The 18,040-nt window shown below is 32.1% G+C and carries 13 protein-coding genes and 1 tRNA gene; 13 read left to right on the top strand and 1 reads right to left on the bottom strand.

Annotated elements, in window-relative coordinates; all coding sequences use genetic code 11:
• Positions 1-59: 59 nt before the first annotated feature.
• Entirely contained in the window at positions 60-446 is a 387-nt protein-coding gene (locus N4A44_05020) for a hypothetical protein (protein ID MCT4553001.1), read from the bottom strand.
• Between the two features lie 359 nt (positions 447-805).
• Between N4A44_05020 and N4A44_05025 the strand changes: the two genes are divergently transcribed.
• The 13 genes from N4A44_05025 to N4A44_05085 all read left to right on the top strand — a co-directional run bounded on the left by N4A44_05025 (position 806) and on the right by N4A44_05085 (position 18,037).
• A tRNA-Trp gene (locus N4A44_05025) sits at positions 806-881 on the top strand.
• Positions 882-907: 26 nt separating this feature from the next.
• Complete coding sequence (gene secE, locus N4A44_05030; protein ID MCT4553002.1) at positions 908-1,084, top strand: preprotein translocase subunit SecE; 177 nt, start codon at positions 908-910, stop codon at positions 1,082-1,084.
• A 17-nt stretch (positions 1,085-1,101) separates the two neighbouring features.
• Entirely contained in the window at positions 1,102-1,713 is a 612-nt protein-coding gene (gene nusG, locus N4A44_05035) for a transcription termination/antitermination protein NusG (GenBank protein MCT4553003.1), read from the top strand.
• Positions 1,714-1,841: 128 nt separating this feature from the next.
• Positions 1,842-2,276 (top strand): 50S ribosomal protein L11, encoded by a 435-nt coding sequence (gene rplK / locus N4A44_05040; GenBank protein MCT4553004.1) that lies wholly within the window; start codon positions 1,842-1,844, stop codon positions 2,274-2,276.
• A 3-nt stretch (positions 2,277-2,279) separates the two neighbouring features.
• Positions 2,280-2,972 carry a 50S ribosomal protein L1 gene (gene rplA / locus N4A44_05045; GenBank protein ID MCT4553005.1) on the top strand — a complete coding sequence of 231 codons (693 nt, stop codon included), beginning with the start codon at positions 2,280-2,282 and terminating at the stop codon, positions 2,970-2,972.
• 264 nt (positions 2,973-3,236) lie between these two features.
• Positions 3,237-3,755 (top strand): 50S ribosomal protein L10, encoded by a 519-nt coding sequence (gene rplJ, locus N4A44_05050; protein MCT4553006.1) that lies wholly within the window; start codon positions 3,237-3,239, stop codon positions 3,753-3,755.
• Positions 3,756-3,886: 131 nt separating this feature from the next.
• A complete protein-coding gene (gene rplL, locus N4A44_05055) occupies positions 3,887-4,255 on the top strand; it encodes a 50S ribosomal protein L7/L12 (GenBank protein MCT4553007.1) in 369 nt (122 codons plus the stop codon).
• A 255-nt stretch (positions 4,256-4,510) separates the two neighbouring features.
• Complete coding sequence (gene rpoB / locus N4A44_05060) at positions 4,511-8,662, top strand: DNA-directed RNA polymerase subunit beta (GenBank protein MCT4553008.1); 4,152 nt, start codon at positions 4,511-4,513, stop codon at positions 8,660-8,662.
• Between the two features lie 143 nt (positions 8,663-8,805).
• Complete coding sequence (rpoC, locus tag N4A44_05065) at positions 8,806-12,981, top strand: DNA-directed RNA polymerase subunit beta' (GenBank protein MCT4553009.1); 4,176 nt, start codon at positions 8,806-8,808, stop codon at positions 12,979-12,981.
• A 248-nt stretch (positions 12,982-13,229) separates the two neighbouring features.
• Positions 13,230-14,528, top strand: coding sequence for a hypothetical protein (locus tag N4A44_05070; protein MCT4553010.1), 1,299 nt, complete (start codon positions 13,230-13,232; stop codon positions 14,526-14,528).
• A gap of 101 nt (positions 14,529-14,629) precedes the next feature.
• Entirely contained in the window at positions 14,630-16,090 is a 1,461-nt protein-coding gene (gene sufB, locus N4A44_05075; GenBank protein ID MCT4553011.1) for a Fe-S cluster assembly protein SufB, read from the top strand.
• A gap of 271 nt (positions 16,091-16,361) precedes the next feature.
• Positions 16,362-17,099, top strand: coding sequence for a Fe-S cluster assembly ATPase SufC (gene sufC, locus N4A44_05080; protein ID MCT4553012.1), 738 nt, complete (start codon positions 16,362-16,364; stop codon positions 17,097-17,099).
• Positions 17,099-18,037 carry a SufD family Fe-S cluster assembly protein gene (locus N4A44_05085; GenBank protein ID MCT4553013.1) on the top strand — a complete coding sequence of 313 codons (939 nt, stop codon included), beginning with the start codon at positions 17,099-17,101 and terminating at the stop codon, positions 18,035-18,037. The genes sufC and N4A44_05085 overlap by 1 nt, the downstream gene beginning before the upstream one ends.
• Positions 18,038-18,040: the final 3 nt, after the last annotated feature.

Here is an 18,040-nt window from a genome sequence, read left to right on the forward strand (position 1 = left end):
AAAAAGAAAAAGAGCTTGTGATTAAATCACAGGCTCTTTTTTAATGGTTTTAAATGTTTTTATGAGGCAATGAGTATTATTTCCTCGTTGCCACTTTTGATTTCTAAATTTTTTCCTTCGGCTTCTGCGATAAATATTTTCCCATTCAACTTTATAAAAAAGTTTTTGGGACATAAGTTTCTTTTAGTTCTCCAGTGTGAGCTACCTATCACTTTTCCGTTTTGTTCGTGGGAAATTGATTTTAGTTCTTTTACTTTTGCTGTTTTACATTCACAAATGCATAGAATTCGGTTTTCTTCTATTCCTGTTATAAAAAAATCTAGGACTTTTTTATCTTCGCTTTTTGAAAATTTTACCATTAATTCTGTTATGGCTTCATTTGAAACTTGTGAGAATTTTACAGGTGACTCGTTTTCGTTGCCGCTGATTTCGATTTGACTATTCATATTAGGTCTAAAATTATGGGTTGATACCCGGTTTAACGAATTAATTAGTATATTTTTTATAGCTATATTTGTGTTAAGTCAATAAAAAAAAAGATTTTTTTCTCTTTTTTGCAACTTTTTGTTGCCTAATTTCACGCCTTCTAAATTGTTTTTTGTGAGGTTGAAATAATTTGTTTTGAAGGTGATAATTTATATTGCTTTTATGTCCTTCTTTTTGCTTGACTTTTGGCTTTTTGAGTTGTAATATGCGTTAACTAATTAGTTTTAAATAGAAATTTCGACGGGTATTATTTGCTATGTTTATGGCTGTATTCTAATATAAAAACCGTTGAAGCCCATCGAAGTTGTCTGTTTATGATAGGGGTATAGCTCAGTTGGTAGAGCATTGGTCTCCAAAACCAAGTGTCGAGGGTTCGAATCCTTCTGCCCCTGCCAAATTAACTTTAAGATATAGGTGAAGCATGAAAGTTAAGCAATTTTCAAGAGAAGTTAGAGATGAATTAAATAAAGTGACGTGGCCTGAAAGAAAGGTTGCTGTGCAAACTACTATTATGGTGGTTATTCTTACTATTTTAATAGCTTTGTTTTTCTTGGCTGTCGATAGCTTTTTAGCTTTTCTTGTTAACATAATTTTTTAATAGAATAAGGGTGGATCATGTCAGATATTAAAAACAAAGATGCAGAAGTTATTAAACCTTTAGAAGAAAAAGCAGAAGTTAAACCTGTTGTTAAGAATTCTTCAGCAAGATGGTATGTTGTTCAAGTTCACTCTGGATGTGAAAATTCAGTTGTAGCTTCTATTAAAGAAAAGGCTGAAAAAGCTGGTATGATGGGTAGTTTTGAAGATATGCTTGTTCCAACTCATACTGTTTCTGAGATTAAAAAAGGTAAGAAGGTTGAAAGTGAAAGAAAATTCTTCCCTCGTTACGTTTTAGTTAAAATGGTTATGAACAATGATACATGGTCATTGGTTAGAAATATTAATAGAGTTTTAGGTTTCTTGGGTACAAGAACTAAACCAATTCCAGTTTCAGAAAAAGAAGCTATGGAATTAATCGGAAGATTGGAAAATCCTGAAGAAGCAGTAGCAGCTACTGTTACTTATGAAGTTGGTGAGCAAGTTAAAGTATGTGATGGTCCTTTTGCTTCATTCAATGGTTCTGTTGAAGAGGTTGACTTGGAAAGAAGTAGATTGAAAGTGTCTGTTTCTATATTTGGTAGACCAACTGAAGTTGAACTTGAATTTAGACAAGTTGAAAAAATTTAAGAAAGTTTGAAGCCTTCGGGTTTCGTGTTGAGGCTGTTTTGAAAAATAGGCAGTTTCATAAAATGTGGTAGGAATATGCCGTTTTCCACACCACAAACTCAATAATAATAAATATAAGGAGTAATAAAATGGCAAAAAAAGAATTAGCTTCACAAGTGAAGTTACAAGTGCCTGCGGGTGCTGCTAATCCATCTCCTCCAGTAGGTCCTGCATTAGGTCAAGCTGGTGTGAACATTATGGATTTCTGTAAAGCATTTAACGATAAAACTAAAGATATTGAAAAGAATGCACCTATTCCAGTTGTGATTAACGTGTATAAGGATAGATCTTTTGATTTTGAAACAAAACTACCTCCAGTAAGTTTTTACTTGAAAAAAGCTTGTAACCTTAAAAAAGGTTCTGGTGCTGTTGGTAAAGAAGCTCCAGTTGCTTCTATTTCTATGGATAAGATTAAAGAAGTTGCAGAAACTAAAATGCAAGATATGAACTGTCACTCAATAGACTCTGCTGTTAACATGGTTAAAGGTCAATGTATGTCTATGGGCATCAAAGTGGAGGAATAATAGATGGTTAAGATTTCTAAAAGAATGGTTAAAGTAAACGAAGGTGTTAATAAAGAAGAACTTTACACTATCGCTGATGCTGTTAAAACTTTAAAAGAAGCTTCTGCTGTTAAATTTGATGAAACTCTAGAAGTTGCTCTTAGATTAAATGTTGATCCTAGACAGGCTGATCAAAACCTTAGAGGTATGATTTCTTTACCTCATGGTACAGGTAAAACTGTAAAAGTTGCTGTATTCTGTGACGAAGATAAGGTTGCTGATGCAAAAGCTGCTGGTGCTGATAAAGCTGGTGCGGAAGAATTAATCGCTGAAATTAAAAAAGGCACAGTTGATTTTGATGTGGCTATTGCTACTCCAGATATGATGCCTAAAATGGGTCAAGTTGCTAGAGTTTTAGGTCCTAAAGGCTTAATGCCAAACCCTAAATTAGGTACTGTTACACCAAACTTTGCTGAAGCTGTTAAAAAAGCTAAAGCAGGTCAAGTGGAATACAGAGTTGAAAAACTTGGTATCGTTCACGCAGGTGTTGGTAAATTAAGTTTTGGTGAAGAAAAACTTATGGAAAATTTAAAAGCATTTTTAGACGTTGTTACTAAAGCTAGACCAAAATCTGTTAAAGGTGCGTTTGTTAAAGGATTATCTTTATCAACTACTATGGGTGTTGGTTTAAAAATTGATTTAGCTGAAGTTAAATAGTTTAAAATTGTAAAAAAGATTCGACTGGCATTATTTTTGTGGTGTCAGTCCTGAAATAACTTGTCTAAGACTGTCGGTTCTTAATCGCTGAAAGTGAGAGAGTTTAATGATCGAAAGATCGCCTATACAGATGAGAGGAATTTAAAGTCATTTTAGACTTTGACTTTCTGGGCAAGTAATGAATGGAGAACTCTTAGAGGTCTCTTAATATACTAACCAGAATTTGCTCTGCGTATGTGGAGTGAATGAAATAAGGAAGATGATATGAATCGTAATGATAAAAAACCTTGGATTGAAGGTCTAGCGAAGAGCGTTGAAGGTGCTCAAACTCTTGTTGTTGCTGATTATAGAGGTTTATCTGTGTCAGATATGACAGAATTGAGATCAAAAGCTCGTGAAGCTGGTGTTTCAGTTAAGGTTATTAAAAACAGACTTGCTCGTCTTGCTTTTAAAGGTACTGATTTTGAAGGTGTATCACCTTTGTTAGAAGGAACTACATTAATCGCTTTTGGTGATGATATAGTTGCTCCTGCAAAAGTTCTTCAAGGTTTCGCTAAGGGTAATGATAAATTATCTCTTAAGGGTGGTGTTATGAATGCCGAATTCCTTGATGAAGCTGGTGTTAAAAATCTTGCTTCTATGCTATCTATTGATGAACTTAGAGGTAAATTGGCTGGTCTTGTTAAAGCTAATGCTGGAAAACTTGCATATGTTCTTAACGTTCCTGCTGATTCAACAGCTGCTACAGTTGCTGAACACTATCAGGCTCAAAAAGCTGCTTAATATAGAGCAAAGATTGAAACCTTGTTTGGTTTCGTAAAAAAATAAATCCTTATGGATAAAAATAATAAAGATTGTTGAGATGAAATGTCTCAGTAATTAATTTAAAAGTCAAAAATAAAAGGAATACAAAAATGGCTGATATTAAAAAATTATTTGATGAATTATCTGCATTAACTATTATGGAAGCTACTGAGCTTTCTAAAATGATGGAAGAAGAGTGGGGCGTTTCTGCTGCTGCTCCTGTAGCTGCTGCTGGTGCTGCTGCTGGTGGCGAAGCTGCTGAAGAAAAATCTGACTTTGAAGTTGTTCTAGCTTCAGCTGGTGGTAACAAAATCGCCGTGATTAAAGAAGTTAGAGGTATCACTGGTTTAGGTCTTAAAGAAGCTAAAGATATGGTTGACGGAGCTCCTAAAACATTAAAAGAAGGTGTTGCTAAAGAAGAAGCTGAAGAAATGAAAGCTAAATTAGAAGCAGCTGGTGCTACTGTAGAACTAAAATAAGTTTAGATTCTAAAATGTAATTTTGGGCAGAGTTAAAGGGGAAATTTCTTCTTTAACTTTTGCCACAAAATGAAGTTTATTAAATTTTTATTTTTAATTTATCTTTTTGTAGGTGAATTTAGAATGAAAATTGTGTTGTGGATCACATGAAAAAATCCTATCTATACTTTTAAATTTTGGATTGAGGTACTTATCCAACAGTAATCGCGATTTAGTCGCTTAAATAAAAACTAAATAGTTTATAATGGAGGCCTTATGGTACAACAAAATACTGTTAGAAGAATTAGAAAATCCTTTGGTAAAATCAAGTCGCCAATCGAAATACCTAATTTGATAGAACTACAATTAAACTCTTATAAAGACTTTTTGCAAAGAGATGTTAATCCTGAAGAAAGAGAAGACATTGGTTTGCAAGGTGTATTTAAATCAGTTTTTCCAATTGAAACTAATAACGTTACTTTAGAGTTTGTTAAGTATGAATTAGAAAGTCCAAAATATAATATTAAAGAATGTGTTAAGAAAGATTTAACTTACGAAGCATCTATGAGATTAACTCTTAGAATGATCGTTTGGGAAGTTGATGAAAAAACTAAAGAAAGAACAATTTCTGACATTAAAGAGCAAGAAGTATTCATGGGAGAAATTCCTTTGATGACTGAGAAAGCTACTTTCATTTTCAATGGTACAGAAAGAGTTGTTGTATCTCAAGTTCAAAGAGCTCCAGGTGTGTTCTTCTCTCATGATTCTGGTAAGAGTCATGCGTCAGGTAAAGTATTGTTTGCTGCAAAAATCATACCTTACAGAGGTTCTTGGTTAGATTTTGAATTTGATCACAAAGATGTTCTTTATATCAGAATTGATAAAAGAAGAAAAATTCCTGCAACAGTATTATTAAAAGCACTGGAAGAAGGCGAAATGAATCTAGATGAAAAAGTTCTAGAAAGATTTTACTGTGTTCAAAAAGCTAAAAAGACTAAAGATGGTTGGGTTAAAGAATTTGATCCTTCATTAATCGTTAGACCTATTAAAGCAAGATTTGATTATGTTAATGCTGATACTGGCAAAATTGAAGTTGCAGCTGGTGAAAAGATTTCTGCTAGAAAAGCTAAGAAAATGGCTGAGTCTGGATTTAATTCTATGTTAATTAATGAAGAAAATCTAGTTGGTATGTCTTTAGCGAAAACTATTATTGATGAAGAAAATAAAGACTTGATCGCTAGAGCTGGTGAAGAAATTACTGAAGAAATGTTAGAAAGATTTAATCAAATTGGTTTAAAAGAACTTTCTATTCCATTTATTGATAATGTTAACTCAGGTCACCATATTCAAAAAACTATGGAAGTTGATAAAACATTAACTAAAGAAGATGCATTGTTCTCAATCTACAATGTTGTTAGACCAGGTGATTTAGCAAATAGAGAATCTGCAGAAGCTTTATTAGAAAATCTTTTCTTTAATTCAGATAGATATGACTTATCAAAAGTTGGTAGATATAAAATGAACTTAAAGTTCGGTGTTGCTGATGTCGATAATGTAGAAAGCAGATGTTTATCTAAAGATGATATCGTTAACACTGTTAAAGAATTGTTGAAAATTAAAGACGGTAAATCAACAGTTGATGATATCGATAACTTGGCTAACAGAAGAATTAGAGCTATTGGTGAGTTAATGGAAAATCAATATAGAATTGGTTTAGTTGCTTTAGATAGAACTGTTAGAGAAAAAATTAACGTATCTCAAATAGATACTTTGATGCCTCAAGATTTAATCAATTCTAGACCTATGTCAGCGTCTATTAAAGAATTCTTGGGATCATCTCAATTGTCTCAATTCATGGATCAAAATAACCCATTGTCAGAAGTTTCTCACAAAAGAAGAGTTTCAGCTTTAGGTAATGGTGGTCTTTCAAGAGATAGAGCTGGTTTCGAAGTTCGTGACGTACACACTACTCACTATGGTAGAATTTGTCCGATTGAAACTCCAGAGGGTCCATCTATTGGTTTGATTAACAACTTGGCATCTTATGCAAAAGTTAATAAATATGGTTTCTTAGAAACTCCATATAAAAAAGTTGTAGATAGTAAAGTTACTGATGAAGTTGTTTATATGTCTCCAATTCAAGAAAAAGGTTTGAGAATTGCACAAACAGATTCTAATTTAGATAAAGATGGCAAATTCACTGATGAATATGTTGTTTGTAGAGAAAATGGAGAATATGTTTCTGTTCCAGCTGGTGAAGTAGAATATATTGATATTTCTCCTCAACAGGTTGTTTCAGTTACATCTGCATTGATTCCTTTCTTAGAAAACGACGACGCGAACAGAGCGTTGATGGGATCAAACATGCAACGACAAGCTGTTCCACTAATTCAAAACCAAGTTCCTGTAGTTGGTACTGGTATGGAATCAAAAGTTGCTGTAGATTCTAAGTCGGTAGTTGTTGCTAATAATGATGGTTTTGTTAAATATGTAGATGCTTCAAGAATTGTTGTACAATGTTCTGCTGAAGATGCTGATAGTAATTCAGGTGTTGATATTTACAGATTAGATAAATATGAAAGATCTAACCAAAATACTTGTATTAACCAATCTCCATTAGTTAAATGTGGTGATAAAGTTGTTAAAGGTGATGTTCTTGCTGATGGTCCTTGTACGGAACTTGGTGAATTAGCATTAGGTAGAAACGTTAAAGTTGCCTTCATGACTTGGAATGGTTATAACTTTGAGGATTCTATTATTATTTCTGAAAAACTAGTTAGAGATGATGCATTTACTTCTGTTCACATTGAAGAATTTGAAGTTTCTGCAAGAGATACTAAGCTAGGTGCCGAAGAAATCACAAGAGATATTCCAAATACTGGTGAAGAAGCATTAAAGAATTTAGACGAAGCTGGTATTGTTCACGTTGGTGCTAGAGTTAAAGCTGGTGACATATTAGTTGGTAAAGTTACTCCTAAGGGTGAGTCAGTAATTACTCCAGAAGAAAAACTTTTAAGAGCTATCTTTGGTGAAAAAGCTATGGAAGTTAGAGATACTTCATTAAGAATGCATTCTGGTTCAGAAGGTACAGTTATTGATGTACAAGTTCTTAATAGAAAAGGTGTTGAAAAAGACGAAAGATCTTTAGCTATTGAGCAAGTTGAAATTGATAAAATCAACAAAGATATGGCTGATGAAAAACAAATTCTTTTCGGTGGATTTAAAAACAAACTTTCTAACATCATTATAAATGCTATTGTTAAAGATGGTATTACTGGTGTAATCAAAAAAGGTGAAAAATTAACTTCAGAAATCTTTGAAAAATTAGGTGTTTCTGAACTTAAAAAATTATCTTTTGAAAAAGAAAGTGTTCAAAAATCTTTTGATAAAGCTTATGAAGGTTTCAACATAAGTGTTCAAGAATTAGAAGAAGAATTTGAAGCTAAAAAAGTTAAAGTTCAAGAAGGTAACGTTCTTGCAGCTGGTGTATTAAAAACAGTTAAAGTATTCGTTGCTATTAAAAGAAAATTAAAACCTGGTGATAAACTTGCGGGTAGACACGGAAACAAAGGTATTGTTTCAAGAATCGTTCCTGTTGAAGATATGCCGTTTATGGAAAATGGTGAGCCTGTGGATATTATCTTATCTCCACTTGGATTACCTTCTCGTATGAACATCGGTCAAATCTTAGAAACTCACTTAGGTTGGGCAGCTAAAGGATTAGGTCAACAAATTGGTGATTTAGCAGTAGAGTATAAAAAATCTCAAGATGATGCTAAGTTGAAGTCTAAGTTGAAAGAAATATACGAAGGCGAAGATATGAAGAGAATTGATAATCTTTCTGGTAAAGAATTATTAGATATGTCTGAAAATCTTGCTAAAGGTGTTACTTTCGCAACTCCTGTGTTTGACGGTGCTACAGATAAAGATATTTCTGGTATGTTAGAAAAAGCAGGTGCTGCAACAACAGGTCAACAAAATCTTTGGGATGGTAGAACAGGTGAAATGTTCGATAGACAAATTACTGTTGGATATATTTACATGTTGAAACTTCACCACTTAGTTGATGAAAAGATGCACGCTAGGTCTATAGGTCCATACTCACTAGTAACTCAACAACCTCTTGGAGGTAAAGCTCAGTTCGGTGGACAAAGATTTGGTGAAATGGAAGTTTGGGCACTAGAAGCTTATGGTGCTGCATATACACTTCAAGAAATGTTAACAGTTAAGTCCGATGACGTTGCTGGTAGAACTAAAGTTTATGAATCTATCATTAGAGGAAATCATAACTTTGAATCAGGTACTCCAGAATCGTTTAACGTTTTAACTAATGAATTGAAAGCGTTAGGTATCAATGTTGAATTAAAATATTCTACAGATGAAGATGAAAATAACGCTGATGAAGAAGAAGTTAAACAAATAGCTTAGTTCTTAAATGGGTTTGGTAGTTGATTTAATATTGATTACCAAACTCAGAAAAAATTTATTGTTAGTTAGAAAATAACTGAAAACGGACAAAAATATTTTTCTTAATGGAAAATAAAAAGAAAAAATAAAAGAGGTAATAAAAAATGGCATTACAAAAATACTTCGGTCAAATGGAAAAAACAGATAACTTTAACAAGATTAAAGTATCTATTGCTTCTCCAGAACAAATTAGATCTTGGTCTTATGGTGAAGTAACTAAACCAGAAACTGTTAACTATAGAACTTTTAAGCCAGAAAAGAATGGTTTATTCTGTGCTAAAATTTTTGGTCCTACAAAAGATTACGAATGTCTTTGTGGTAAATATAAAAGAATTAAATACAAAGGTGTTATCTGTGAAAGATGTGGTGTAGAAGTTACAGCGCAAAAAGTTAGAAGAGAAAGAATGGGTCATATTGAATTGGCTTGTCCAGTTGCTCATATCTGGTTCTTGAAATCTCTTCCATCTAAGATTTCAACACTAATTGATATTCCAGTTAAAAAATTAGAAAAAGTTTTATATTTCGATTCTTATATCGTTATTGAACCAGGTCTAACTTCTTTGAAACAATATGATTTGATTTCTGAAGAAGAATATATTATGGCTCAAGAACAATATGGTGAAGAAGCGTTTAGAGCTGGTATTGGTGCGGTTGCATTAAAAGAAATGTTAAGCTTAATTGATTTAGAAAGTGAAAGAGATGCTTTGAGAGAAACTCTTGCAACTACTAAATCTGAAACTATTAGAAAGAAAGTTATTAAAAGATTAAAAATCGTTGAAGCTTTCGTAGATTCTGGTGCTAATCCAGAGTGGATGATTATGGATGTTCTTCCAGTTCTTCCTCCTGAATTAAGACCTCTTGTACCATTAGATGGTGGAAGATTTGCTTCATCAGATTTGAATGATCTTTATAGAAGAGTTATTAATAGAAATAACAGATTGAAAAGATTAATGGAACTTAAAGCTCCAGAAATTATCGTTAGAAACGAAAAAAGAATGTTACAAGAAGCTGTAGATTCTCTATTCGATAATTCTAGAAAAGCTACTCCAGTTATGGCTAATAACAAAAGAGCTTATAAATCTTTATCTGATATGTTAAAAGGTAAACAAGGTCGTTTCAGACAAAACTTGTTAGGTAAACGTGTGGATTATTCTGGTAGATCAGTTATCGTTGCTGGTTCTGAATTAAAACTTCACCAATGTGGTTTACCTAAGAAAATGGCTCTTGAATTATTCAAACCTTTCGTATTCTCTAAATTAGAATCTTTAGGTTATGCTAATACAATTAAATCAGCTAAGAAATTAGTTGAAAGAGAAGAAGCTGTTGTTTGGGATATCTTAGAGGATGTTATTAAAGAACACCCTGTATTGCTAAACAGAGCACCAACTCTTCACAGATTAGGTATCCAAGCATTTGAACCTAAATTGATTGAAGGTAAAGCAATTCAACTTCATCCGTTAGTTTGTGGTGGTTTCAACGCCGACTTTGACGGTGACCAAATGGCTGTTCACGTACCTTTATCTTTAGAAGCTCAATTGGAAGCAAGAGTATTGATGATGTCTACAAATAACATCTTACAACCGTCTTCTGGTAAACCAATTATTACACCTTCTCAAGACATCGTGTTAGGTATTTATTACTTAACTACTGCAAGAGAAGAAGCTAAAGGTAATGGATTGGCGTTTGCTTCAATAGATGAAATTCAAATCGCTTTAAATGAGCAAAAAGTTGAATTAAATACTAAGATTAAAGCTAGATATATTCATAAAGATGAAAATGGTGTTGAAACTTCTAAAGTTTATGATACTACAGTTGGTAGAATGTTAATGTCTGAAATCTTACCTAATCATAAGGATATTACTTTTGATCTTGTTAATAAACAAATGGGTAAAAAAGATATTTCTAAATTAGTTGCCATGACTTATCATAAATTAGGTCAAAAAGAAACAGTACTTTTCTCTGATAGATTGATGGCAATTGGTTTTAAATTCTCAACTAAGGCTGGTGTATCTTTTGGTAAGTCAGACTTGATTATTCCAGATGAAAAATGGGATGTTGTTGGTCAAACAGAAGCTCAAATTTCAGAATTTGAATCTCAATATCAAGAAGGTTTGATTACTAGACAAGAAAAATATAATAAAGTTATTGACGCTTGGACTCAATGTTCAGAAGCAGTTAAAGATAAACTTATGGCTAGAATTTCACAACCAGAAGCAAATGGTTTTGAAAACTCTATTTATATGATGGCTAATTCTGGTGCCAGAGGTTCTGTTTCTCAGATTAGACAGTTAACTGGTATGAGAGGCTTGATGGCAAAACCATCTGGTGAAATTATTGAAACACCAATTAAGTCAAACTTTAAAGAAGGTCTATCAGTATCTGAATACTTTAACTCTACTCACGGATCTAGAAAAGGTCTTGCCGATACAGCCTTAAAAACTGGTGAAGCAGGTTACTTAACTAGAAGACTTGTTGACGTTGCTCAAGATGCTATCGTTAAAGCTGAAGATTGTGGTACTGAAAAAGGTATCGTTACTACAGCTATCGTTAATGGTGCGTCAGTTGTTGAAGCTATGGAAGAAAGAGTTGTAGGTAGAACTGCTGCTGAAGATATCTTAAATCCAGAAACTGAAGAAGTTATCGTTAAGAAAAATGAATTAATTCATGATGAAGATATTAAGAAGATCGTTGACTGTGGTATTGAATCAGTAAAAATTAGATCTATCTTGACTTGTGAATGTAAAGATGGTGTTTGTGCTAAATGTTATGGTAAAGACTTATCAACAGGTAATATTGTTAATGTTGGTGAAGCTGTTGGTGTTATCGCAGCTCAATCAATTGGTGAACCTGGTACGCAGCTTACAATGAGAACGTTCCACTTAGGTGGTACAGCTCAAAAGGGTGCCGATAGATCTACAATTGATTCAGCATTTAATGCAAAGGTTGTTCTTTCTGATATTAGAACAGTTACTAATTCAAGTAACGAAGAAATCGTTATGTCTAGAGCATCTGAAATTGCTTTAGTTGATGCTTCTGGTAAAGAACTTTCTAAAGAAAGAATCCCTTATGGTTCTAAAATCTTTGTTAAAGATGGTTCTGAAGTTGAAAAAGGTACTAAACTAGTAGAATGGAACCCATATATTAGACCAATTATTACAGAAGTTTCTGGTAAGATCCAACACGTTGACTTATTAGATAACGTTTCTGTTAAAGAAAGTGTCGACGAAACAACAGGTATTGCATCTAAAATCGTTGTGGATTGGAGATCTCATACTAAGAGAACTGATATTAAACCACAAATCGTTATTACAGATGAAAATGATGAAATCGTTAAATTATCTTCTGGTAATGCAGCGAAATATATTGTTTCAATTGGTTCAATTATCGTTGTTAATTCAGGTGATGAAGTACAAGCTGGTGATATTATAGCTTACTCAACAGTTGAAGATTCTAAAACAAAAGACATCACTGGTGGTCTTCCAAGAGTGGTTGAATTGTTCGAAGCTAGAAATCCTTCAAATATGGCTGTGATTGCTGCTGAAGACGGTACAATTGAATTCAAAGATGACGTTAGAAATAAACATAAATTTGTTCTACATGCTGAAAATGGAGAAGAAATAGATTACTCTATTACTAAGGGTGTTCACATCAACGTACAAGATGGTGACTTTGTAAGAAAAGGTGACAAAATTACAGATGGTGAACTTTCTCCTCATGACATTTTAAGAGTGTTAGGAATTGAAGAACTTGCTAAATATCTTGTTAAAGAAGTACAAGAAGTTTATAGATTGCAAGGTGTGGAAATCAATGACAAACACATTGAATGTATCATCAGACAAATGTTGAAGAAGAAAGAAGTTGTTAACCCAGGTGCTACTACATTCTTAACAGGTGAAGTAGTAGACGTTAAGAGTCTTATTATTGAAAATGAAAAAGCTATTGCAGCTGGTGGAGAACCTGCAAAGGTTAAAGATGTATTACTTGGTATTACTAAATCTGCTGGTCAATCTGGTTCATTCATTTCAGCGGCTTCATTCCAAGAAACAACTAGAGTAATTACAGAAGCAGCTATCGCAGGTAAAGAGGATTACTTAAATGCTCTTAAAGAAAATGTGATTGTTGGTAGATTGATACCAGCTGGTACAGGTGCTTATGTAAATGAAGTTAAGAAACTTGCTAAGAAGAAAGATATGGAACTTGCAAATAAAAAATCTGAAGGTTCTGTAGAAGCTGAAATGCAAGAAGGTAATCTAGATATGGCATTACCTGGCTTAGAATAAATTAAACATCGTTTTTGCATGATTGATTGCGAGAAATATTTTTAATCTTTGGTAATTGAGTATTATTTATACACGATGCCAAATCTGAAAAACATTTTCGCTTCTAATCGAACAAAATACTCGTTTAATGATAAGAAAAAAAATCCTCGATTATTTCGGGGATTTTTATTTTATATATAAATAGTTTTTTAGTCTTTACAAAGTTTATATTTTTATTATCATTATTTTATGTTTTGAAGGGATATATTATGAAAGAAAATGTGTTATTATTTACTAATAAGTTTATTAATTTTTTACTTATTTTATCATTTTTATTTATTTCAACTTTTTATTGTAAGGATTGTTTAGGTTTGGTAAAAAATTTTCCTTTATTATCAATTGTTTTATTTTCTATTTTTTCTTGTATAGTTATTTCTAGAGCTTCAGATTCATTTGAGATTGGAGCTGATTATGTTGGTGAAAAACTAGGAATGTCTGGAGGTGTTAAAGGTGCTACCTTAGATGCTGTAGCAGGTTCATTTCCAGAGATGATTACGACCTTGATATTTTTACTTTTGATGAGAGATGCTAATGGGTTTGCTGGAGGTATAGCTACTACGGCTGGATCTGGTATATTTAATGCTATTGTTATTCCTATGGCTATAATTTTTTCTGTAAAGTTTGTTTTCAATCATAAGAAGAAAATTTCAATAAATAAAAAGATAGTTGTTAGGGATGGTTTTTCTCTGCTTTTAACTACTTATATTTTTATAAGGTTAGCCAATTCTGATGCCCTTTATTGGTATCATGGTCTGGCTATGGTTGTGCTTTATTTATTTTATTTAATCTTACTTAAATTTTGGAAAATAGATTCTGAGACTGATAATAATGAAATATTTGATAATCACCTTAAAGAGAGAGATGAAAAAATTGGTAAAAATGGAGTTCTTTCTAAGGAGAGTAGATTGTTAGAAATATTTAAGTTGAATTTTGAAACAGCTATTTCTGGTAATAAAAATATGAGTTGGGGAAGAGCTTTAAGATTAATTTTTATATCTATGACTATTATGGGAGTTGCTTGTCATATACTTGTGGAAGCATGTAATATGTTAGGTCATTATATTGCAGTTCCTAGTTATGTTGTTGCTATAGTTCTTGTTGCTGCTGCGACTTCAATTCCAGATACGGTATTGTCTATTAAATCTTCTAAAAAGGGTAAATATGAGGATGCATTAACAAATGCTTTGGGTAGTAATATTTTTGATATTTCTTTCGCAATTGGTTTGCCTTTGCTTTTATATACAGCATTCTTTGGTAGTATTAATATGGTTGGAGAACAGGGATCTTTATTTATTGCAGAATTTCAAAGTATATTATTTTTGATTACCTTGGTATTAATAATAATGTTTTTGGTTAGTAAATTTATGGATAAATTGCAGTTGTTTATAATGTTGGGAATGTATTTATTATTTTTATTTTATGTTTACTGTTTTTCGTATAATTGTGATTGTTTAATATATCAATATATGAGAAGTGTTGTGTTGTTTGTTAAGTCGATTCTTTTATAGGCATTGCCGATTCTATTAAACATTTGTAGCATTTTTTTGAAATATTGTTTGATGATAATTTTTATTGATAAATAGATTTGTTTTTGATACTCTCCATTATTATGGAAAATTTAGTTAATAAAAAAGCTGTGGATGCAGCTAAAAAAGTATCAGATAACTATAAAGCAGGTTTTTATAGTGATGTTGAGAATGAAGAAGCTCCTAAAGGTTTGTCGAAGGAAGTTATAGAATTTATTTCTAAGCGTAAGGGTGAACCAGAAGAATTGCTTAAATGGCGTCTAGATGCTTATGAAAAATGGTTGAAAATGAAGGAACCTCATTGGGCTTCGTTTGATTATGATGCTATAGATTATCAATCATTATCTTATTATATTTCTCCAAAGTCATTAAAGGAAAATGCTCCTAAATCTTTGGATGAAGTAGATCCGGAAATTTTAAAGACTTATCAAAAATTAGGGTTGCCTATTAAAGAGCAAGAGCAATTAGCTGGCGTAGTTGCCGTTGATATGGTTTTTGATAGTACTTCTGTTGGAACTACTTATCAGGGTAAGTTAAAAGAGCATGGAGTTATTTTTTGTTCTATGCAAGAGGCGGTTAGAAATCATTGGCCATTAGTCAAAAAATATATTGGAAGTGTTGTTCCTAAGTTAGATAATTTTTATGCAGCTTTAAATTCTGCAGTGTTTTCAGATGGTACTTTTGTTTATGTTCCTAAGGGAGTTAAGTGTCCTATAGAACTAGGTTCATATTTTAGAATGAATGCTAAAGAGGCAGGCCAATTTGAGAGAACTTTGATTGTTGCGGATGAGGGGGCGGAAGTATCTTATTTAGAAGGTTGTTCGGCTCCACAACATGATACTGAGTCATTGCATGGTGGTGTTGTTGAGGTAGTTGCATTAAAAGATTCTGTAGTTAAATATTCTACTGTTCAGAATTGGTATTCTGGTGATAAAGATGGTAAGGGTGGAATTTTAAACTTTGTTACTAAGAGAGCGATTGTTAATGAGAATGCTAAGGTGTCTTGGACACAGTTAGAAGTCGGTGCTAGTAAGACTTGGAAATATCCATCTTGTATTTTGAGAGGTGATAATTCTATAGGTGAATTTTATTCGGTTGCTTTGACTAATAATAAGCAGATGGCTGATACTGGTACTAAGATGATTCATATTGGAAAAAATACAAAATCTACTATTATTTCTAAAGGTATTGCTTTGGAAGATTCTGAAAATACTTATAGAGGCTTAGTTAAGGTTTCTAGAAATGCTGAAGGAGCAAGGAATTTTACTGCTTGTGATAGTTTGGTTGTAGGTGATAAAGCTAGTTCGCATACTTTTCCTGTTATTGAAGATAGAAATTCTAAAGCTGTTATTGAACATGAGGCTTCTACTTCTAGGATAAATGAAGATCAATTACTCTTCTTAAGAAATAGAGGGTTATCTGAAGAGTTGGCAGTTAGTATGGTTGTTAATGGATTTGTTGGAGATATTGTGAAAAAATTACCTGATGAATTTGCTATGGAAGCGAAAGCGCTTATAAATATAAAGATAGAAGGACAAGGATAATTAAACATCGTCTTTTGCACGATTGATTGCGAGAAATATTTTTAATCTTTGGCGATCGAGTATTATTTATACACGATACCAAATCTGAAAAACATCTTCGCTTCCACTCGAACAAAAATACTTGTTTAATTAGTTTTGGAAAATAAATTAAAATAATCAAATCTTCAAGATTTAAATTTTAAGAGATGTTTGAACTAAAATACTTGTTTAATTTAAAAAAAATGGAAATTTTAGAAAAATATTTTGAGTTGAAAAATAAAAAGGAAATGAAATGTTTGAAGTTAAAGACTTAAAAGTTATTATAAAAGAAAATGATGAAGAAATTGTTAAAGGTATAGATTTTCAAGTGGAAAAATCTAGCATAAACTTTTTATTAGGAAAAAATGGTTCTGGAAAAAGTTCTTTTCTTATGTCTTTATTTGGATCAGAAAATTATGAAGTTTCTGAGGGGGGCGCATTTTTAGATGGGCAAGATGTTTTAGAATTGGATATAGAAGAAAAAATATTTAAAGGAATGTTTTTGTCTTTTCAAAGTCCTGTTGGAATCCCTGGTTTAACAGTTTCTAACTTTTTAAAACACTCTATTAATTCTGTTAAAAGAGGTAGGGGTGAAAAGCCTTTATCAGCACCTCAATTCTTTAGACAATTGAGAGAGGCTATGGAAGTAGTTGGGATTGATGATGAATGGTTAAAGAAAGATATTAATGTTGGATTTTCTGGTGGAGAAAAGAAAAAATTAGAAATGTTGCAAATGATTCTTTTGGAACCAAAAATTGCATTTTTAGATGAGCCAGATTCTGGTGTGGATGTTAATGCTGTTGAGCTTATTGCTTCTTGTATAAAATATATGAAAGAAAGATTTGGAACTGCGTTTGTTGTTGTTTCTCACTATGAAAAGCTTTTAAGAATTCTTGATGTTGATAGGGTTTCTATTATGAAAGATGGTAAAATTGTAGCTTCTGGTGGAAAAGAATTAGCGGAAGAAACTTTAGAAAAGGGTTTTGAATAATGTTTAATACAAATTTCTCATTAGATGAAATAAAAGGATTGCCTCTTTTGAATTTTGAGGCAGAGACTGTTGTGGTTTATAACGGTGTTGTTCAGGATAGATTATCAACAATGGGCTTTAATGGAATATTAAATATAGATGAAAAAAATTATTCCGGAAAACCTATTCATTTTATCGTGGTTTCTGATGAAGAAAAGGATGATTATTCTATTTTTATGTTAAATATATTTTCTAATATAAAAGTTAAGTTGATAACAACTTATATTTCTCTAGGAAAGTCTACAATTAAATCAAAGGTTGCTTTAAATATTTCTAATGGGGCAGAGTTATATCATTCTCATTATTTTAATTTAGAAAGTGAGGCTACTTTAGAAAGAATTGTTGATGTTAATATACAAGAGAATGCTCATTATAAAACAGATGCATTTTTAAAAAACGAAGGTAATTTTAAATGTTCTTTTTCAGTTAATATAGTTGGAGAAAATTCAGATTTTATTTTAAAGGGATTTTATAGTGCTATTGATAAATCTGAAACAGGTATTTTTGCTAAAATTAATCATTTAGCAAGTAATACATTTTCTGATATTTTATTAAAGGGTGTTGTTGAAGATGAATCTCAGGTTTTTTGTGATATGTCTTCCTCAGCGGGAAAAGATCTTAAAGGATTGGATATTAACCAATACCATAAGGTTATGTTGCTTTCTGATCAAGCAAGAGTTAAGTCTAAACCTGGAATGCAAGTTTTTGCAGAGGATGTTGAGGCTAATCATGGTCTCACGATTGCAGATTTAGATGAGAAGGAAATCTTCTTTTTGAAAAATAGAGGTATTCCATACTCTGATGCTGAAGAGATGTTGAAAGATGCATTTGCTAATGAGATTTTTAATTCTGTTGAAAACGAAAAATTAAGAGAAGAGTTGATAAAAAATATTTTGTAACTA

This window comes from Alphaproteobacteria bacterium, assembly GCA_025210155.1.
Taxonomy (GTDB): domain Bacteria; phylum Pseudomonadota; class Alphaproteobacteria; order Rs-D84; family CASDRH01; genus JAOASE01.